Origin of the sequence: Rhizobium sp. L43 (assembly GCF_002531725.1) — a bacterium.
Lineage (GTDB): Bacteria > Pseudomonadota > Alphaproteobacteria > Rhizobiales > Rhizobiaceae > Rhizobium.
In genome coordinates this window covers 1-21,008 of record NZ_NWSQ01000050.1, presented here as the reverse complement: position 1 = coordinate 21,008, position 21,008 = coordinate 1, and the positions used below count along the sequence as shown (strand labels likewise).

General features: G+C 55.6%; 15 protein-coding genes. 4 read left to right on the top strand and 11 right to left on the bottom strand.

The features are described from left to right. Positions 1-43: 43 nt before the first annotated feature. The 11 genes from CO667_RS33260 to CO667_RS33215 form a co-directional block, all read right to left on the bottom strand. The gene (locus tag CO667_RS33260; RefSeq protein WP_096772216.1) at positions 44-313 is read right to left on the bottom strand and encodes a hypothetical protein; all 270 of its coding nucleotides are present in this window, start codon (positions 311-313) and stop codon (positions 44-46) included. Between the two features lie 90 nt (positions 314-403). Beyond that, a complete protein-coding gene (locus CO667_RS36135; protein WP_239619771.1) occupies positions 404-1,168 on the bottom strand; it encodes a hypothetical protein in 765 nt (254 codons plus the stop codon). 53 nt (positions 1,169-1,221) lie between these two features. Next, positions 1,222-2,436, bottom strand: coding sequence for a hypothetical protein (locus tag CO667_RS36130; RefSeq protein ID WP_239619772.1), 1,215 nt, complete (start codon positions 2,434-2,436; stop codon positions 1,222-1,224). Then, positions 2,433-2,921, bottom strand: a complete 489-nt coding sequence (locus CO667_RS33250) for a hypothetical protein (protein WP_096772215.1) — start codon at positions 2,919-2,921, stop codon at positions 2,433-2,435. The genes CO667_RS36130 and CO667_RS33250 overlap by 4 nt, the downstream gene beginning before the upstream one ends. Further along, positions 2,911-3,831 carry a hypothetical protein gene (locus CO667_RS33245; RefSeq protein WP_239619773.1) on the bottom strand — a complete coding sequence of 307 codons (921 nt, stop codon included), beginning with the start codon at positions 3,829-3,831 and terminating at the stop codon, positions 2,911-2,913. The genes CO667_RS33250 and CO667_RS33245 overlap by 11 nt, the downstream gene beginning before the upstream one ends. A gap of 241 nt (positions 3,832-4,072) precedes the next feature. Further along, complete coding sequence (locus CO667_RS33240) at positions 4,073-5,776, bottom strand: ATP-binding protein (RefSeq protein WP_096772214.1); 1,704 nt, start codon at positions 5,774-5,776, stop codon at positions 4,073-4,075. Beyond that, complete coding sequence (locus CO667_RS33235) at positions 5,773-7,044, bottom strand: SIR2 family protein (RefSeq protein WP_096772217.1); 1,272 nt, start codon at positions 7,042-7,044, stop codon at positions 5,773-5,775. Before CO667_RS33235 ends, CO667_RS33240 begins: the two co-directional genes overlap by 4 nt. A 481-nt stretch (positions 7,045-7,525) precedes the next feature. Then, positions 7,526-7,792: a DUF982 domain-containing protein gene (locus CO667_RS33230; protein WP_096772213.1), complete on the bottom strand. Its 267-nt coding sequence runs from the start codon at positions 7,790-7,792 to the stop codon at positions 7,526-7,528. Between the two features lie 181 nt (positions 7,793-7,973). Then, complete coding sequence (locus CO667_RS33225; protein WP_096772212.1) at positions 7,974-8,471, bottom strand: hypothetical protein; 498 nt, start codon at positions 8,469-8,471, stop codon at positions 7,974-7,976. A 1-nt stretch (position 8,472) separates the two neighbouring features. Next, positions 8,473-9,345 (bottom strand): hypothetical protein, encoded by an 873-nt coding sequence (locus tag CO667_RS33220; RefSeq protein ID WP_096772211.1) that lies wholly within the window; start codon positions 9,343-9,345, stop codon positions 8,473-8,475. Between the two features lie 91 nt (positions 9,346-9,436). Then, positions 9,437-10,162, bottom strand: coding sequence for a DUF2726 domain-containing protein (locus CO667_RS33215; protein WP_096772210.1), 726 nt, complete (start codon positions 10,160-10,162; stop codon positions 9,437-9,439). Between the two features lie 601 nt (positions 10,163-10,763). On the opposite strand from CO667_RS33215, the gene CO667_RS33205 reads away from it, so the two are divergent. The 4 genes from CO667_RS33205 to CO667_RS36300 all read left to right on the top strand — a co-directional run. Further along, positions 10,764-11,465 (top strand): hypothetical protein, encoded by a 702-nt coding sequence (locus CO667_RS33205; RefSeq protein ID WP_143540782.1) that lies wholly within the window; start codon positions 10,764-10,766, stop codon positions 11,463-11,465. Between the two features lie 262 nt (positions 11,466-11,727). Further along, entirely contained in the window at positions 11,728-12,300 is a 573-nt protein-coding gene (locus tag CO667_RS33200; protein ID WP_096772207.1) for a toxin-activating lysine-acyltransferase, read from the top strand. Positions 12,301-12,619: 319 nt separating this feature from the next. Then, positions 12,620-13,192 carry a hypothetical protein gene (locus CO667_RS35575; protein WP_179874269.1) on the top strand — a complete coding sequence of 191 codons (573 nt, stop codon included), beginning with the start codon at positions 12,620-12,622 and terminating at the stop codon, positions 13,190-13,192. Continuing rightward, positions 13,189-21,008: calcium-binding protein (locus tag CO667_RS36300; RefSeq protein ID WP_280951765.1), on the top strand; the 7,820-nt coding region annotated here is incomplete at its 3' end. The genes CO667_RS35575 and CO667_RS36300, both read left to right, overlap by 4 nt.

The following is a 21,008-nucleotide window of genomic DNA, read 5'->3' as shown; positions in this document are numbered from 1 at the left end:
TGATCCGGAAAAGATCGAACGCATCATGGCAGACGAGCCGAAATCATAAGTGCCGCGGCCTTCGCCGGATGGATACGAAAGACTGTCCGACAGCCTCGGCCAACTCCAGCTTATGGGGGTACGCCTCCTCTAAATGGTGCCAGCTCTTGAGGTGAGCATGCTTTTCTGTAGCGAGCCTATGGATTGCCAGCTCTACCGCATTGTCGGTCAGCATCAACGCAAACCGGGCATCATGAACGCCGCCCTTGTCGAGATGTTCGAGGGCCAGATCCATCTGGTCAAGGAGAGCCGCGTAAAAGCTGAGAGCTGTCATCTTAGGTCAATCTCGTCTGCCGCTCGTCGACCTCGCTCGACAGAGAAGTTGTTCATCTTCGGCTCCTGCCGGCGTCATGGCAGGTTCGCGTCAATCACCTGTCGAAATTGGTTGTAGGACGTGCCCTTTAAGAATGATCTTGGTGCAGTCAATCTCGCCTATTATCGGTGCTAGGATCGACAAATCCTCACTCGTGGAGAAAATCACTTGTTGTCCACGAGCCTTCGATGTCGCTGCTCGTCGCAAAAGCTGCTCGAAGCTGACCTTCGAAGATGATTGTTGGCGCGGTTCGTCGAAGACCAAAACACCTGGATGGTTCGTGCTGTAAGAAGCGGCGAGTTCGAGCAGCCCAAGCTGATACGCCCATTTCAATCTTATTGCGTCGCTTGCGGATGTTTCAAAACCGATCTCAAAACCCTCAACCTCGGGACGATACGTATCCTGGGAGATAGCAAGATCGTCGGGTTGAAAGGTTTTAAATCCAAACTGCCGCGCCTGTGCACGTAGCAATTCAGACAGACGGTTGAGCTTTGCCTTATCGCTGTCGGACAGCTCGTCGTCAGGAAGCGCGCTTCTCTGTTGAAGAAGCGTCGTATACTGCTCAGACAGGGTGCTGAAACTGCTCACCGCATCGTCAAAGAAAGACTGCAGTTCGGAAAAATCTCGAATCTTCCGTTCAATCAGAATTCGCTCTTCAATCGCTGAAGCCGAAACGCTCGTCGCCGGCGCTACTAAATCAGCTCTTAGTGTTCTTATTACCGTGTACGCTTCGCTGAGATCTCGATTTAGTTGTGAGAGTAATCCTTCACGCTCTCGATTTTCCTCTTCTTCGCGCCGAAGTATGTCTTCAAACATTCTGATTTCAGATTTGATGTATGAGATATTATCTTCGATTGGCATGATCGATGCTACGCATTTTGCGAAAGTAAAGTGTCCTGCAAGCCTTGTTCGCAGGTGGGGCACCGGTCAGGACTAAGTGACCATTGAACGCCTGAAAAGCGCTGTAGCTTTTGAACATCCTGGTTTTTTTGAAGATCTTCTCGCAAAGTCTGGATCCGCCGTGTCAGGGCGTCAACGTCTGCTAATTTTACCTGCTTCACGCCGTTTAACGAAAGGCGCTGGACATTGAGGCTCTCCGCGTGGGCGATCACCTCGGCGAGTTTGGCTTCTATGGCGGGGACATTGTCGGACACGACCGGCACTTCGGCTTGGGAAATAGTGTCGAGTTCGGACTTCAGCGATCTAAGATGGTCATCAAGTGGCGTCCAGCCAACTTGTGTTGCCACTGACACGAACGCTTTCGAGATCGCATTCAAATCAACGATCGGCTTCGTACCAAGTGCCTCAATGCGTGAGGCAGATCTGTTCAGCAGCTGGCTGAGGTCATGCCAATTTGTTTCCCATCTGCTGGTAAGAACGTTGATGCGTTGATTTAGCTGTTCACGTTTGCGCTCAATCTCGTAGGCTTCGAGCCCCGCGATGAACTCGACTGCTCGTTTGTGGACCTCTCGAATGCGAAAATATGTCGGAATGGCTGCGGGGATGGAGGACCACCCGGACTTTTGCTCCACCCAGAACAGCGGGAACACGGTTTCGAGATAGAGCTTGATATCTTCTTTCTCGTAGCCTCGAACGACGGGAAGCTCCCAGCCAAGAAAATTCTCGAGGAAATGATGGAAACCGTCCTCACGTTGAGCAGCCCCCGGGTCTCGCACGAAGAACTGCTGAGTCCGATACTGGCCTTCAGGTTCAGACAGACCAGGGCCGAATTTTACTGTTATCAGGCGGTCATCGAGTTTTGAGACGACAGGGCGATGGACTGTCGCTATTGTGCCGACTGAATTTTCCAGTTCGAGCATCACGTCAGATTCAACGACCCGCACGCTCTCGCCACTATCTGTCACAAGATGGCTTGTCATCGCGTGTGGAAGAGGGATCTCTCGACGAGGGCTCAGCATTCGTTCCAAACCAAGAACGTAAATCATCCCTTGAAGGCAGGTTGATTTACCCATGGTGTTGTCGGCCCAAAGAACATTTAGCCCGTCGGTGAAACCGAGTTCAACTCCGTACCAGCCCCGCTCTGTGAGCGCGCGAAGCCTTAGGCGTCTCAGTTTAAAAGTCATAGAAGATTCTCCGGACGCCAGACCGTTTTCATAAAGCCATCAGTTAGCTTCGGCGCCACCTCGGAAAGGAAGGCTCTCTCGGCGTCAAGTACGCCGCTAGCTTTGGCAATTGCCTCAGCTGCTTTGCGACCTTCGTCCGTCAAAACAACCACCGATCCTTTGTTAACGCTAACGAGACCCATCGAATGGCTGAGCGCTACCGCGCGGTTTAGCCAAGGCTCGACCCTTACGGATACGTCGAGTGGACGATACCGTCCCGCGATCAATCCTAGTGCCTCCTCTCGACCCTCCTCGAGTCGCACATTATGAGCAAGAAATTGGAGCTTCTGAAAACTCGCCTTTTTCCCTCGACTGTAAAATACACTTAGGAGCAGTATCGCCATTCCCCAAGCCATCCGCAGGTCGCCTGCGACAGGCTCTGGGCGGACGGTGAACGTGAACTTGGATGTATTAAGGATGTCTAAGAAAGGGCTTTCACGGGACATCTGGGAAATCCAATGGGCACTGCATTATCCATTCAGAGACGGTTCCGAACACGAGTTGATCGACGTTCTCAGGTGATAGGTTTGGCGCCGCACCCTTGATTGCTTCCTTCAGGTTCATAATCTCATCGTTCAGGATGCCACTGGCCGTAACTGCAGTGGGGCCGGCAAACTCTAAATGGCGCCTCCGGCTCGCAATCACCGTGGCAAGATTGTCATGTAACTCTGGTGCCTGAGAACGAAGTGCACTCATAAGCGCCGCGCCCTGCAGATGATAACGAGTAGCATCCGCAACCGCATCTTCAAGCTTTTGAGGAGTTGTACGCTTCGCCAGCTTCGTGCGAGCCGTTGACAGCAAATCCTGTGACCCCTTCTCCTTCTCCCAAGAGCTAATCTGCGGATTTGTCGGATTTGGAATGCTAAGTTTGATGAGCGACAGTTGCGCCGCATTCAGCGTTAGGGCGTCAGCGCCGAAAAATGCTTGATCATGAATAAGGACCTCAAAGTCAGTGTCGAGGTAAGGCAGTGCTTTCGATCGGAGCTCCGTCGTCTTGTTCGCGCAGTGTATGTTGACGTCCTTGCTGTCGTGTAATGGGCTGAGCAGGACCCATCTCTTTATCGGCGCGCCGAGGAAGAGTTTCGATACGATAACGTTGTTTTTTTGAAGCTTACCCAGATCCCTGGTGATCTTATCTTTTTGCTTCTTCGCGCGTTCAGCGACTCCGATCGGCTCTTCTACCGCGTAACACTGATATGCGACGCTGTCCTTGTTGCAGTAATAGTCGATACCAAGGTCGCCCTGATCTTTGGCGGGTACCTTGTGAACGTTTAAGACGCCATGCCGACAATTCAGGAGGCCAAGCGCAAATATCTCCCAGTCGTCGGGATTCCAAATAGTTGTTGTTGACGGCAAGACTTCCCCCAGTATTCAGTATAGGTAATCTACATGAAGGGCGGTTGCGTGCAATGGAAGATTGTCGGCCTTAGGTAGCATCACTTTGCTTTTTGATCTCATTGGTAAATGTTCGCTCTGCGGCACGTCGCCCAGACCGATTGGGCATGTTGAGATGGTTCGCTTCCTGGACAGCAGGCGCGGTCTTCCGCATCTTCTTTGGGTGATTGAGATTTGTAAGCATGCTTTCACCCCATCGCTCTTAGTCCGCCCTGGGCTGACGACTGGCCCAGTACGACGTGTATTTTGGCCCTTTGGAATCGGGCGGCGACGGGGGCTCGTGAATCAAAACAGGCACCGGCGCGGGAAGGTCTGGCCCGACGATTATGGCTTCTCCAGGCGCGAGAGTCGGGATGAACAGAGCGGCGTTGCGATCAAGATCGCCGCAGGCTTTCTCGACTGCATTGCGATCGTCTTCATTGGTCAGACGATGCACAATCAACGTGCCAAGTTGGCTGAGAACATCGGCCGGAATATCGCGAGGGCGTTGTGTGGCAAGGATGGTCGTCAGTCCGTATTTGCGACCTTCTTTGGCGATAAGCCCAAACGCTTCAAGTTTCACGCTGGCGTATTCGTCGCCGATGGTTCGGCCTAGGAATTGGTGTGCTTCATCCAGTAGTGTGATCATCGGTTTGTCTCGAAAGGTGTTCTGCCGGGCGCGGGCCAGGAGAAAGCGCCCGATGACATTCAGAAGGATTTCGCGCGTGTTGTGCTCGAACCTGACGTTTTTGAAGGATATTCGCAGGATGTCCTGCCTTTCGGACGCAAAGAATGCTTCCAGAACCTTTACTAAGGACTGTCCACGATTACCGAACAGGCATTCAAGCTCAGGGGTATGGATCAACGTGCGCATGCGCGCGATCAGGCTTTCGCAGTAGCCTACGGCCTGCTCATTGACCTTGCCCCAGTGGGTCGGATTGTCCCAATCCGTCGGCTGGACGCACTCCTGCTGAACCTGGTCGGGAAGGTTTTCAATGTCGAAGTGGCAAAGCGGACTGTGAATCACATCGCTATGCACTTCCAAAGCTTTCAGGAAGGGGCGGCGGTCCTTTTGCTTCTTAAGGAGCAGCTTTTTCTCATAGATCGTCACGCCTTCAAGCTGTCCCTCACTTTTCTTAACAAGCTTGAGGCTCTTGATCGCTTCGCGGAGTTTGGGGCCTTGACTTTGGCCCGATGGGCGAAACAAAGCAAACAGATCGTCCTCGGTCATGAACTGGTAGGGGAAATGAACCTGCTGGCTGCCGGCTTCTTCGTGGTCGAAGGCGTAGTGCTCCGATATGGCGGGGATTTCTGCAAATTCGCCGGTGGGATCAAAGAGAATGCATTTACCGCCAGCGGCTTTGACCTGCTGGAGTATGGTGGCCAGGGTCCAGCTCTTGCCGCCGCCCGTGGCGCCAAACACGCCGCAGTGGCGGCCGAAGAGCTTCTCAGGCGGCAGGCGCAAATGTACACCGCTGCCCGCATCGAGCGTGCCGATGTCGAGCGCGCTCGTACCGCTCGCCACCAGTGAATTTGCCATGAGCTCGCCGAACATCGACGGATCGGCCAGGTAAACCGCGTCGCCGACGCGGGGATGGTGGCGGATGCCACGGATGAGTTTGCTCTGGCGTTGATCGACTGACGCCAGCAGTTGCACCCTGCCGACCGGGTGAGGGTCGGGTTGCGTGCCCAGCGTCGGCTCGACGGTCAATCGCTCGGCGTCGGGCAGTTTGACTTCGACCAGTCGACCGAGAAGTTTCACGAGCTCGCAATCCACGAATACGAAGTCGCCGACGGCGCCGCGCGCAAGGGCACGGCGCTCCGGCCGGGCGGTGGCGTAAGGCAAGTTCACTTGCACCGTTGACGCCGTCACGACGGAAATCGTGCCGACATAGCGATCGGGATCAACCAGGCTGTGTTTGATCACGACTGTACCCCATCGCCGAAGCCTCTCGCGGCCTGCATACGGTCAAGATGGCGTTCGCGTTCGGTTTGCGCAACAAGATCAGGGATGGCTAGCGCCAAATCCTCAAAGCGGCCGCTGAGCAGTGTGATACGCTGATCGCCAATCCGCGCCAAGTGCTTGAACCTTTCGAAATAGTCGCTGATATGCTCGCGCACCGCGCTTTCCCCGGCGATGGTATGATCGCCTTTCTCCAAGACATCGTCTCTGAGAAAAGCCACGTCACACACGATCAGCTTGAGGCTCATATTGGCCTCCAGTGCCGCCATCACTGGCTTGCTCAGGTGGTCGTCGTTGAAGCCGAAGCCTGAGACGATCAGGGCGGTATCCGGCTCGCGCAGCGAGCTTTGAAACGCGCCCATCATATCAAGATAAGGAGGCTCAAACGCTTCCTGGTATTTGCTGTCGCGCGGAAAGATCAGGAGAGGCGTTTCCGAGCCTTCAGTCCGCACGATATCGGCACCGCTTCGCTTCCAGTCGATCGAGCCGTGGAGTTTGTAGAGATGGAACACGTTCTCGATATAGTCAGGCCCCTCCTTGGCATTCTCGCGGCGGACGATGTCGTGCGAGAAATGGCCGCGATCATAGATTTGCGGCATGGAATGGGAAAAGCCATCGATGATGGAGAAGCGCTGTGTCCGCGCGGCGTATTCAAAACACAAATCGTAGTTGGTCGTGAAAAATTTGGCGCGCGGCTTACGCACGCCGCGCCGCGCGATCTTACGGATGATCGTGCCGTGCGCCTTGAGGTCCGTATCCTTGTTGACGAAGCTGACGCGCTTGGAGATCGCCTTCTCGGCGGTTCCAATGAAGTTCGTGATTTTGGCGCTCTGGGCGTTGTCGAAGAGCTCGACATAAATTTTGCATTGGGTCAGCAATTTCTCAATGTTCTTTCCAATGTCCTTGGCTTTGGGGATGAGCTTGATCACTTCCTGGAATGTGTCGTCGGTGGCTGCGGTTTTGACCGCATCCCAAAGGTCGCCCATGCCGGGCGCGGTGAGAGCGTTCTGTGCGGTATTTCGTGCGCAGAATGATGCGCCGGCCCCGGTCAGCACCATCAGGTTCGAGGCGTTCATGGCGATGCTCAACGCAAGATCGATATCGCGGTTGGCGCCGAAACTGGTAGTTTTGCCATCGCCGTCAACTTGATCGGCGAACTCGACCCAGCCCTTGGCTGGGTTGAACAGCCGCAGATGATCGGCAGATGCCGGTAAATCCTTCCAGTATCCCAATGAATATCCCTCCATTTGCGATCTCGGTACGATCGCGCTATGCCCGTAATCGGAGCATGGCCGCAGACTACACGTCAAAATAAACTGTGTAAGCGTGTGGTGATAGATATTTGCAGGGGTTCGCGAGGCGAAAGACGCTGATATTTTTGCATGATCATTACGCAGACTTAGAGAGCGAGGTCATGCCGAGACAGCGGATGCTCAGTGCGAATGCACTCGATTGCCGTGGCGACAAGCTGTTCGCCGGCGTGTTTACCAAGAATGGAAGCCCGTAGGCAAACATTGGGATTGCCCATGGATTTCAGAGAGATGAGATTTTGGAACTTTCGCAGGTTGCGGGTTCGATTCCGCTCAAGGCGCACGGATGCCGAATATCGAGGTCTCCGGTTCTGCTCACACTAAGACAGCAACCTGAGTCTGTTCGCAGCGCGAGCCGCCCCACGCGGTGCGAACAGGTCGCTTTGCGCTTCTTCAACAGTTCTCATCGGTGAACGACGGTTAGTGCAGCAATACCAGCCTCATCGGCCGCACGCAGAAACGCTTCCCGGAATTGCTCCGGAGCAATCTGACCGCTGATCGCATCAACGCAGGCCTTCACCGCGCTGACGTATTCCTCGCCATCATCGGAAGGCCAGTCCGTGATCAGCATATGCGCTGCGTCGCCGAGCGTGCGAACGATCTTGTGGGCTGGCTGACCGCGCAGCGTAAGTCCAACGGGTGTGAATGTCGACGATGTATTCCAGTTCATTGCCCCCGACCCCTCAAGGCACGGATGCTGCGATCCCAAGCGGACTATACGCGCGCATTCTAAAAATCCGAATTAAGAATTATGGCTGCCACGTCGAGCGATGAAAGTCTGCCGCGCGGAGAAGTGAGGGCGCTCGACGACGAGGGGTAGGCCGCCACTAGCGCGATCACGCATGAAGTCGTCATTGGGCTTTGGGCAGATCGCTCCACCTTATCCTCAGCAGAGGTTTAGCCGTTTTAGGAAGCTTCGAGCGATCAACCATCCGCGATGAGACTTCAAAGTCGGCGTTGATCTTCACGACGAGCAGCTTGCTGAAATTCCCCGACACTTTCACGGAAACCTCATCGTTGGACTTGAACGGCGTGATGGTTTTGATCTCCACGTGATCGTTGCCAAGCCGCCCGTCGGCACCCTGCGCGTAGTTCTTGTTCAGCTTTATCCCGTAGGTGATGGCGCCGAACAGTTCGCCAATGACGCCGTACAGATCAAGATGACGACTTGTCTCACGGTGGTAGCTTTCGGCCAGTGCCAAGAGGTCCTGAAAATACGGGATCAGATGTCGGATAGCATTGGGATATTTGGCGCGCCACTCGTGGTATTGGAGTTGTTCTTCCACGTCGGACCAGGAAACCCACTCGCCGTCGTCATAGAAGGCTCGATTCCAGATATCAGCATCCATTTCAAACCTCTTGGAAGCCTGATTTTCGCGACGCTGCCCGTGCGATCTTATGATCTATCCATCCAGAAAGCGCGTCCCAGAGCGCTCGGTCTCGACCGGCTTGGCAGGCGATCGCAATGATCTGCTGGTAGGAGATAGGCGTGATCGCCCCTTGGCCGGCGAGGCCCGGATCCATCAGGCCCCGTATCGCTTTCCGCGCCGTTGGAAAGCTTGGGTGATCGGCAAAGGCTGCCAGGGCAGCCGCTTGAAGGTTTCGGCGCTTGCCTATCGCTGCCGCCAGCACGGCGTTGCGCATCCACTGATAGGCGTCTCCCCTAAAAGGACAGGGCGCATGGTCGACAACCGGATCGAGCTCGAAGACCTTTGGGATGTATTCCCAATAGCGGATGCTCTTGCCTGTCAGAGCGCATCGCGACCGCACGCCATTCCCCGGGTTGATTTGGTCTTCGTAGTTTCCGTTGCATTGACGTTGGCCTGAGCGAGAAGCAGCCGTTTGGCTACATTGTCCTCCGGGTTCGGTGAACTTGCACTCGATGACGAGTGCGGCCGCGGAGCCGACGGCAAGTGCATCGACTTGCGTGAGCCTGGGTTCTCCCAGAAGCCGATCGGTATCAGTCCACTCGAGTGTCACTGTCCATGGGCCACCCGGTGCCACTCCCACACGCTCGGCGATGGCGTCGAAAATGCGGTCGCGATCTGTGCTCATCTTAAGTGTGCCGAACACATCGATTGCGATGGCTTGCGACGAATGCGCCTTATAGGCCTGAATTCGATTGGTTCGATCACGATGCCAGGGAAACCCCTTCCAGTCCTTGATCGCTGCGCGACTGGCCGGAAACAGATTTTCGCGAACTGCCTGGAAATCGGAGATCATCCCCGGGTGCGCCTCACTTCCATCAAGGCAAGACGATCGTTTCTTTCGGTCGAAGAGGCTCGACCCTGCATGCGTTCGTGATGAGATCGCTTTAGGTGACACTCGGCTTGTCCACCAGCTTCTCGACCAATTGTCTGAGTTCCGACGGCGTCGTTTGGCCAGCCACCACCTCATAATAGCCGATCCCGGCGCGTCGCAGCGCCTCCTTCTTGACCGCGTCGCGCGCGGCCGCGGTGCCTTGGTGATGCGCTCCGCCCTGGTATTCGATGACGTGCCGTGGGTGGCAATTGCCGTCCACGAGCAGCAAGTCGACACGTTTGGAGTTGATGCAGCTGTAGGCCTCTGAGTCGGCACTTCGAAGGATCTCGCCCAATGAAACCTGAGCCATCACCTGCCAGGACGAATTGCAGCCGATCACGACACTGTCGAGTTCTCGAAACACCCGGGCTTCACTCTTGTTCAGCAATGGTTGGATGGTGAACTTCGAACGCATCACGATACGCAGTTGATCCGTGGCATCGATTGGCCGCGATAGCTGAGCAGCTGGGGTCTGAAGCCAGGGGCCCTGTATGACGCGCTCGTTCCAGCGCCTTTCTTCCCGGCGTGATCTGCTCCTCTCACGCCCCGGCTGTTTGCTCGTCGCGGTTAGGAACTGCTCAATGGCCATCCCAATGATAATGCCGACAAACAGCGCAGCGACTAACAGTTCCGGCTTTTCGAAGTCTGCAACGGTTATACCGCCCGAAACGCCGACTGCGGCAGCTCCGATGATCAGCCAAGGTGCTGCGAACAGCACCGACCTCTGGCGATATTGCATGCCCCTCTCCGGATTCCCCGCCAAGATAGTATGACGCTTTTACGATGTGCGGAAAGTTATCCAAAAGAATGGGGGCTCGCACGCATGAAGCTTCCCCCGGGGAACCGATATTGGCCCGCAGTCGACATCCGCTTCGGCCCAGGACGTTCCTACGTCGCTGGCGCGGCGAGAGATTTTCGAGGCCAGCACTTGGCTTGTTGCTATGGGGTTCACGTTTTGGGCCAGGAAGATCGCATAAAGGATCGAAGGGAACCCGCCGGCAGGTGAACAAAAGATAAAGCATGGCAGGCACATAGCTATTGATGCAGTTCGTATTCGAACCGTTCAAGGCGCGGCACCAGCCAATCCTTCTCACCGCTTTCGACCCGTTCAAGAGCTTCACAGGCAGAGGACTCTCGCAATCCAAACAGCTATCCGTCACTTCAGATCAAAACCCGCGTCCAACGCCGATGGACCAAATGCGAAAATTGAGAACAGACCAAGCGGCGAAGGAAAAACTCGATGATTTTCACCTATATCCGTAAAACTAGTTGTATTGCGTTAGCGAATCCTTGAGCTGCAGCGAGCATCGTCCGCTCACCTCGAGATGGATCTGGACTTGATGACCATTTTTGGCCAATCGCGCCTAACACGCATCACCTACGCCGTGCTGCTTCTGCTCATGTTCTGCTTCGATTTTGCGAAGGACCCGATCGAGCGCCTGATTATGGCCGAACATGATCAGGCAGCGCGTGAGTTAATGGCGCCACGCACAGGGACCGCCGTCGGAGGAGAGGTCAGCGGCAAAAACATGCCGCTGATGTTCAAAGGGCAAGAAGAGTTGGTGAAGCAGGTTGCAGCCTCCGGCCGCAAGCCGACGGCAGAGGACATGCAAAATTTCCGTGCTATGGCGGCCAAAGGGGCTATACAGATGGCCATGGGAACTGGAGCGGGCGATGCCGAAACAGCCAAGCTCGTTGCCCGCCGCTCCTTCTTCGAAACGCTTTACATGGTTGCCGCGATTGCGATGACAGCGATCACCATTGTAGGCCTGCTCTACATGGTATCGAGTCGGCTTCGCGACATTGGTTGGTCTCAATATCTGCTTTGGCTGCTGCTCGCGCCCGTCTTCTTACCGAGGTTTTTCGCAATTCCCTTGCCGACGCTTGCGATCCAGGGAATTACCTGTTTCTTCTACGGCATGCTTCTCGTTCTTGCCTTCATTCCCGGTGAGGACTCCAGCCCACCCGCCCGTTACAAGTTGGCCCAGCCGACATCGGCTAAACGTCGGCCGGGTCAGTTCGGGCGACTTGGCACGCAATAGCCGTAGCGGCTCGTGCGGCCGAGTCGGGACCCGGCCCGACTAGTCGACTGAGTTCGGTCGCTGACTTGTTGACGAGAGGGTATGCCTCATCCGTCAAGGGCCGGAAGAGGACACGGACGAAATTTTCACCCAAAGAGAGCATAGCGCGGCAATTTCACTTGCAATTGTACATTCAATTTGTAATGTCCATCTGGCAGTCGCGCATAGACCGATTGCAACTCTATCGAGCCATTTTGCTCGAAACCCATGGGGCTGGGGATACATGAATAACATTGCGACGGAAGCGTCGGCTAAATCAAGTCAAAACCCATTATCTGATGAAACCAAAAAGAAGCTTGCCGGAGCTAAGGCGGCATTGCAATCAACATTTGGGCAGGTTGTTCTAGCGATGAGCTCGGTGCCACGCTACCGCAGTCAGATGTTATCCGACCTCCATCATCTGGTTGTGGATCCCTTAATTAATGATCGTATCGCCATCGCGACACCCAAGGCCGTCACTGGCATTGAGCCGCCGGCGATCGCCATTTGGGCGACTGTCAGTGCCGAGGTTGATGCTCGTATTTCGGAGCAGGCTAAGGCGGGAGTGTTCCCGGCCCGCCTGAAGCCGGAAGACTGGAAGAGCGGTGAGGTCGTTTGGTTGCTCGACGTGATCGCGCCCACACGCGAGCTGGCAACGATGGTTCTGGCGAATTTTCATCAGGTTGCCAAGCGAGGAGACATCAAGATCCACCCGATGGTCGCCCATTTAGTCGATCGGGAAATCTTGGGAAAACTGACTAACGGTGTCACGTCAGCGGCTGCAAGCAGCGCTGAGTTTGGCAACGTGATGAACTGATCGAGCTGGCCGCCGAAACTCCAACAACAAATGTCAACTTTGAGCGCGCCTCGACCGGGTGTGCGATATCCGTTGCGGTGGGTTTGGCACCAACATGCAGACAGTGAGCGTGCTCGCGTCGCTTATAATGAAGGCTGTGCCCCTCATCGTAGCGAAAAACTCTTGATTGAAAAATGGGCAGCTAATGAAGCGTCGGTCGCTCTTGGCATCACTTTGCGCACTGCCTCTCGCGTCTTGCCAGGGTGAGAGTGCATCTGTTCGCTTTAAGGTTATTGCGTCGGCTACGGTGGATGGCCGACCGATTGAGAGTTCCTCGGTGATGGAAATCACCTATTCCAAGGTAACGCGCAGCCTTATCGGAAATGGTGGCGTCACACGTCTGTACGGCGAGGCGCTGATTTTCGATCTCGGAGACAAAAGTACGGCCTATATCCTGCCGGTCCAGCATGATCCGAACAACACTCTGACTCAAGTTTACGAAGCCGGAGTACTGACGAGCCTTGGCATCAAGAATAGCATTGGTTCGCTGTCGGAAGCGGACTTTGCAACACTACGCGATGCGAGCGGTCGCCGTCCCTTCAAGCTAAAAACGGGCAGACTGCCTGTGATTGTCTCGTTCAAGAACGAAACCGATCCCAAAACGATATTTGAAATCCAGTCCGCGGATTTCGGTCGATACTTCCCAGGTATCCACTTCACAGGTCTCGATATCGAAATAACGACTGACCCTATCACCAATAAATTGCGAGAACGGCTCCCCTGGCTCGATACCGCCGTGGCGCCCGGAAAAATTTTTCCACGCGATCCTCCAGGGGTCTCGCGCCCACGCAATGAACTGCCGTTTAGCTACATAATAACTCCCGCCAGATTCTTTGGAGATGGAAGCCGATGACAGAGACGCCCACCGACAAGAACGTAATGTTGGCCCTGCTTGCTCTGGATGCATATTCAAGGGGAGATAACCCGCAAGTTACAGACAAGGACGGGAACGAACTCTCCAATAGAATTGGAAATGCCCAAGTCGACAAGTTGTCCAGCGATGTACTTGACGGAACTGCAAGCATATCTGGTTTTAGCGCCACTTCCTATAAATGGACAGTTGGCGGGACTACGGAAACGGTAATTGCCTATCGAGGCACGGATTTTATCACCAATGGCGGCTGGCCATCGATCGAGACGTTAAAGGACATAATTGCCGGCTGGTCCAGTTCCTTTGGGATGACCGGCGACGATACAGGTGTCCCGATCGTTCATCTCCAGCCCTACTATGCTGAAGAATTCTATAAAAACGTAACGGGTCATGAAGTCTTCCCCGGATGGAACTCCAGCGATGACGATTATGACTCGTCCACACCGTCAAATGTGATCATAACCGGTCACTCCCTCGGCGGTAGTCTTGCTGGTTTCATCGGGTCTCTGACAGGAACCGAGACTGTTGTTTTTAACGAGATACCCTACTTAGGCCTCGCGCTTACGGCGTCGCTTGATACGTTTTTCAGTACCCTGACAATCGCTGACGATCCAAAGCAGATTGCCGACACAGTTCTCGATGCGCTGAAAGGGGAAGGCCTAACCATTAACGGTTTCAGGCTCCCCATGGCCACGAGCGTAACCTCCTATCGAATGGATGGAGAGGTGGCAGCTTTGGCGCGCGTCCTTGGGCCGTTTCTCGGGATACCAACGAATCTGTTGATCGACAAACTTCGCGGTGCAGACGCGGCTCAGGTCGACGCCATCGCGGCGGCAGCTCTCGTATATGGGCTCTCGGTCGATGGACAGTCTCATATCGTGCCCATGAATGCCTATGGCGGCGGCTTGCTGGATGCCATCAGCTTGCATTCTCAGGCGCTTATGGTTCTCACGACTTACGCCGATGCTGAACATCATGTGAGCTGGAGTTCCGTAGGCGGGTCTCTGTTCAAAGCATATTTTGACGAACAGCTTGGCGTTGCGGCTGAAGCGGATCAACTGGGCGGATATGGAACGGCAGCCAGCAAGATGCTGAATGCGATCGCTTATTCCGTACTCGACGAGGGCAATCTTATCTTCGGCAACACGGGGGCGCGCGCTCTTTTCGACGACGCTGATGCTCTCGGAGTTCTAGTCTCATCGGGGAAGTCATCAGCAGTTCTGGAAGGTGCTTTGGATGGTCTGGCGGAAGCAATCGTGCAATTTGCCGGTTTGATGGCTGTTCGACAGGTCAACTATCACGACTACGGCGAATCAAGCCCCTACCGTCCCGAGCAAGGAGTTGTTCAGCTTTCTGACGAGAATGGCGATGCAGTCCAGACCGCTGATCAAGCAAGTATTCTTACGCTTGAAATAAACCAGGAACTATGGCGCTTGGGGCAGGACGACCCTAACGCGTTTATCGAAATCCGAGGCGTGAAGACGCTTCTGGAGAGCCTGTTCGAGCGCACGGCTGATACAATCGGAAGCAGTGTCGTTACGGAGGCAATTCATACTCTGTATCCCAGCTCAGAAGACAAGCCGATCCAAGAGGTAATCGGCGCGATACAATTTTCGGTTTCCGAAGATCCGCTCAAGACAAAGCTGCCTGAGTGGTACGGCGGATACGACCCGCACCATGCGTCATTGCTAGCTGCTACCGATGGAGACGACGCGGTCGATGGCAACTCTAAGAACAACATAATTGCTGGCTCGGACGGTGATGATGTTTTGGATGGACATAGCGGCCGCGACATCTTGATCGGGGGTTCCGGAAACGATTTGTTCATCGACTCGGTCACTGAAGAGAACGTAAACACTGGCCATAAGAACGATAACGATATTTACGTCGGCAGCGATCAAAAGGTTGGCCTTCTAACTGATTTCCTCGAGTGGCTCGTATTCGGCACCGAAACAGACACGGTCCGATACACGGTTGATCCGGGTGCGTCAGCAACGGATCCCGAGGCGACCGGAGATCTTTCTGACTTCACACAAGGCCTTCGCGTCACCGATCTCCAGAAAACCACGCTCGGCCAGGCTGAGGCCATTAAAATAACTATAGAGGACGCCAATAGCGGCGCAAAAGGTACTGACATCCTTCTTTCGATCGATAAGGTCGAATTGTCAGACCGAGCTGACGAACTTGTTTTGAACGATGCCGCACTCGATGCACCCATCCTCATCGATATGGGCAAATCCGGGCGTATCCAATCCGAGGTGCCGGCTGGCGAGAGGTTGAGCCCTAACGCCTTCACTGAAAACGTCGATGTCGTCGACTACTCTGGGCTGTCGCACGGCATTAACTACCTCAACGGTGTGACGTCGGACCACGATGACGTCTACACGCTTGACAACGTATTCCAATGGCAGGGTTACGATCAGGAACTCTTGACCATTGTCGACTACGCGGCCAAGGGAGCGCTTGGCTACAACAATGCGCTGCATGTTCAAGGCGCCGATCAGGTCAAGCTCAGCGATCATGATGATGTGCTGATCAGTGCCGACTTCGGCTCGATCATCACCACCGGTGAGGGCCAGGACAAGATCTGGTTCACCAACGGCATCGGTGTGACTGACCTCAGCAGCGAAGACCGCATCGCGCTCGGCGGTGTCTTGACGCTTTATGGCGGCCTCAAAAACGAAGCGTCGGAGGATCCCTATGCCTGGGGTCCGTATGGAACAGCTTATGCATTGAATGCCGAGGGAGAACTCGTCATCCGCAATGCATTCTGGCATGTGGCCAATGCCGATGGGACCCCGTCGGATGGCGTCGCGACGATGTATGTCCTCAATTGGAAGGATCAGGCGACGGCGGGCCCAGGCGGCGAAGGCGAAGTTGGGCCAGGCGGGATCTTCCTGGCCGAATACCATATGTACTTCGTCCGCTTCCGTGACATTACGCTCGATATGAAGGGGCAGTATTCCGTGCTCGGCGAGGGCGCGTTCGACATTCTCGGCCTGATGATCAAGACGATGACGGGTCATTATCCCTGGGGTGGTCAGGATCCTCTCGTCCTCGACCTCGATGGTGACGGCATCGAACTCACGGCGCTTGATCGCTCCAAATCGAAGCTCGATCTCGACAACGATCTCTATGCCGAGTCATCCGGTTTCGTCGGCAAGGACGACGGCGTTCTTGTCCGTGACCTTAATGGTGATGGCAAGATCACTGGTTCCGACGAGATGTTCGGCAACGCCACCACTTCGGGACTCGCCGCACTCGCCCTTCTCGACGGCAATCACGACGGTAAGGTCGACGCCAACGATAGTGGGCTCGCAGACTTCAATGGCGATGGTACGGTCACATCGGCCGACAGCTTCTCCTCACTTCTCGTCTGGCAGGATGCCAACGAGAACCACCGCACCGATACCGGTGAGCTCAAGAGTGTCGTGGATCGTGGCATTACCTCGATCAACGTGACGCCGAACACCGGAACCACGACCCAGACGGTCAATGGAAATACAATCACCAGCACCGCAGGCTATACGCTCGCTGACGGTACGGTTCGCACGATCGCAGACGTGCTGCTCAGTCTCGACAACCAGAACACCACCTATGTCGGTGCTCCGATCCAGGTCTCCCAGTCGGTCCTCGACCTTGCCGACCTTAAGGGGCGTGGCACCCTCGTGTCTTTGCACGAGGCACTGAGCGTTCTTCCGACAGCCGAGACGGCTGTGCGCGCTGCAGTCCAAACGCTGACGTCGCCGGTCCTATCGGACTTGCGCGAGGCAATCCGGCCTATCCTGACGGCATGGGCTGAAGGCTCTCCGGTCAAGATTGGTGCTGATATTATAACAGGCGCCGCGGGCCTGACCGCGTATGACGACCTTGCGATCGTTCGCAAAGACGGCAATGTCGTCGATTACGCTTGGGGCGTTTCCTCCGCCGGTGACAGCACGTCCGACATTCCGGGCATCCGGATGGCCTCGGGCGTCATCGTCTCGAGCAGTGAGGGTACGTCGGGACGCGGCGAGCTCTCCAGCCTCCTATCGCAATGGACGGGTGGCGACTCATCGATTGTCGTCACGACCGGAACGGAACTGCATAACGGCGTTTCGGTATCCTATCTCGATTACCGCGACGGTGACGACTACCTGCGCATCTACAACTACCAGAAGGCCGACTGGAGCAGCAATCTTGCATCGTCGGCCAATCACACGCTCGGCAGCGGCGTCGTCATCGACACGATCTCCGGCTCGGACTTCTCCTTCTATGAACGGTTGATCGGTGAATCGCTGCACGCGTTCTTCGATGTTCCGGACTCCGCCACCGCCGGCTACCAGGCGGTTGCGGCCTTCCTCGACAAGATGGATGATGCCCTCGACCTCTTTGCGGTTCGGCTGGCGGTGCAAAGCGGTCCCCTTGCGCATTATTTCGATAGCATCGACTATAATGCCCAAAGCGACGGCTTCACCTCGAAGAGCGGCTCGCAGATTGCCGCTGTCTTCACTGCGCTTCTTGCCGATGCCGAGCAAAGCAGCGACGCCGTGTCATGGCTCACCGATTGGAAGCCTTTCTTCGACGTATTCCTGTCCGACTATTCCCGTGGATCGGCATCTCAGAAGAACACCTATGCCTTCCTGGTGCAGAACATGCTCAACGCGGTTGAGCAGCATGCCGGCGGCATCTCAGTCGTCGACTTCGCGCATGCCTTCGGCATGGCGCAGGATCTGTTCTTCACCGGAACCGGCGTGGTCATTGGCAGCGGACAGGACGACATCCTGATCGTCGATGGTGGCGAAACGGTCGTTCGCGGCGGGACAGGCTCGGACAACTATGTTATCGGCAAGAGCTTCGGCTCGACTGAGATCTTTGACGACGATGGTCTCGGCGGCAGCGTCGATACGGTCCGCTTCTCCGCCCACAATGCCGGCGACATCATAGCCTCGCGCGATGGTATCGACCTGCTTCTGACCGATAAGGTCACCGGCGCTGTATTGCGCATCACCAACGAGTTCGAAGGGCGCTGGCCTGGCTTGATGATTAGCGACGCCTCCCACGACTTCGGAATCAACCAGATCGTATTCAAGGACGGCAGCGTTTGGACTAAGGTGGACATTGCCGAAGCCGTTTCGAAGATCGATGATGCATCGACCCACGTCACAGGTACGGAGGACATCGATGTCCTGCAGGGTGGTAAGGGAGACGACCTGCTCGAGGGCGGCGGTGATACTGATATTTATCGCTACGGTCGTGGCGACGGGCAGGATACGATCCACGACTTCGAGGGCAATGCCTTCCGCAATGACCAGGATATGCTTCAGTTCCTGGACGGCATCCGTAGTGGGGATCTGATATTCCTCCGCGATGGCGCATCGAACGATCTCGTCATCCGCTTCAAGAATAGTCCGCTCGACCAGATTACCATCCAAGGACAATTCGCTGCGACCTATACCGGTCCTTATGGCACCTGGTACATGAACCGCATCGACCTGTTCACGTTCGATGACGGCAGCAGCCTGACAAGCGATCAGGTCGCCAGCATCGTGTTGCAAGCCCATTCTACTGATGGAAATGACGAGCTCTATGGCATGGAGCGCGAAGACATCCTGCGGGCTGGCAAGGGTGACGACTTCATCTCCGGCGGAAATCAGAGCGATCTCTATCTCTATGCGCTTGGAGACGGTCACGACGTCATTCAGGATCGAATGACCAACATTCTGTCCGGAACCGATGACTTCCTGCGATTTGGAGCAGGTATCGGCCGAGAGGATATTAGCTTCGGCAGGGTGGATGGCGACCGCCATTCAATTGTTATCTACGTCAATGGTGGTCAGGGAAGCATTACGCTCCAGAACGAGTTCGCCTACGCCGCATCTGGTGTCTTTGGAAATATCTTCTTCGACCGTATCGAGCGCATTGATTTCACGTCGGGCGACCAGAGCATTTCCTGGCACGAACTCGCGACGATGCTCATCGCGTCGGAAAAAACGAGCGGTGCCGACATCATCGAAGGTTTGGATATTGACGACATACTTGATGGAGGGGCCGGCGACGACACCCTGTACGGTTACAACGGCAACGACACCTACGTATGGGGCCATGGCTACGGCAACGATACGATCCAGGAGCGTGGCGCCGGCGCTCTGAATGGCGGCGATTTCGACAAGATCATTTTCAACGATCAGGTAGTCGCATCTGACATTCAGCTAGTTCGAGATGCAGGTAGCAGCGATCTCGTCATAAGGCTTCGCGACAGCGGCGAAACGCTGACGCTGATCGGCCAATTCTCTTACAATGCCATAAATTATCGACCAGACCAGGTCGATGAGATCCATTTCTCAGATGGCGTTGTCTGGAACGCCGCCGACATCCGCAGCCAATATCTGCTTTCGATGAAAACGGCAGGCAACGACTCCATCTACGGATTCTGGACAAATGACACCCTGGATGGGGGGGCAGGCAACGACTACCTCGCAGGTGGCGATGGCGATGACACCTATTTCTTCGGCTATGGCGACGGACAAGACATCGTCCAAGAGAGCTATGGCATTGTGCTCTATTCCGATAACGACACAGTCCGGTTCAACAGCAACGTCAACGTTGATGACGTCACATTCCAACGTGTCGGCGACTACGACCTGCTGATAACGCTTGCCGGATCGAATGACTCTCTTCTCATTCGGAACGAATACGATATCGCCGTCTGGGACATGAACGATGTCGAGCAGTTTGCGTTCGCTGACGGCACGATTCTATCGAAGTTCGACATCATCGTTCGGTTGATCGCTGCCCAGGTGACCGAGGGTGACGACACGGTCACGGCTTTTGATTTCGACGATGTCATCGCCGCAGGTGCGGGAGCGGACACGATCGATGGCCGTAGTGGCAATGACACGATCACCGGCGGGACCGGCAACGACACGATCGACAGCGGCTGGGGCAACGACACGATCTATTACGCCCGTGGTGACGGCAACGACACGATCACGGATACGGGCATGTGGGATACCGACGACCGGCTGGTGTTGTCCGGCATCAATCCCGCCGACGTGACGTTGGTGCGCAATGGCAACGATGTGACGCTGGTCATCGCCGAGAGTGTGGCGGGTGCGGGCGACGCCGGCTCCATCCTGCTCAGCGGCAATCTCAACGAGTACTATCAGACCGGCCTTGAGAAGGTCGTCTTTGCCGACGGCACGATATGGACGCGTGACACGATGCGGGCAGCAGTGCTGGCCGAGGCATCGACGTCAGGCAACGACGTGATCACCGGCTTCAACGCGGCCGACATCATCAATGCCGGCGCCGGCAACGATACGATCAATGCCGGTGATGGCAATGACACGATCACCGGCGGGATCGGGAACGACACGATCGACAGCGGCTGGGGCAACGACACGATCTATTACGCACGCGGCGACGGCAACGACACGATCTCGGATTCGGGCATGTGGGATACCGACGACCGGCTGGTGTTGTCCGGCATCAATCCCGGCGACGTGACGCTGGTGCGCAACGGCAACGATGTGACGCTTGTCATCGCCGAGAGTGCGGCGGGTGCGGGCGATGGCGACAGCATCCTGCTCCAGGGCAATCTCTACGAATACCTTGAGAGCGGCCTTGATAAGATCGTCTTCGCCGACGGCACGGTGTGGAGCAGAGCTGATCTCAGAGCGATGCTGGTGAACTTTGCCGGTACTCCAGGCGACGATGTGATTACCGGATCAAACACGTCTGACATCATCAATGCCGGCGCCGGCAACGATACGATCAATGCCGGTGATGGCAATGACACGATCACCGGCGGGATCGG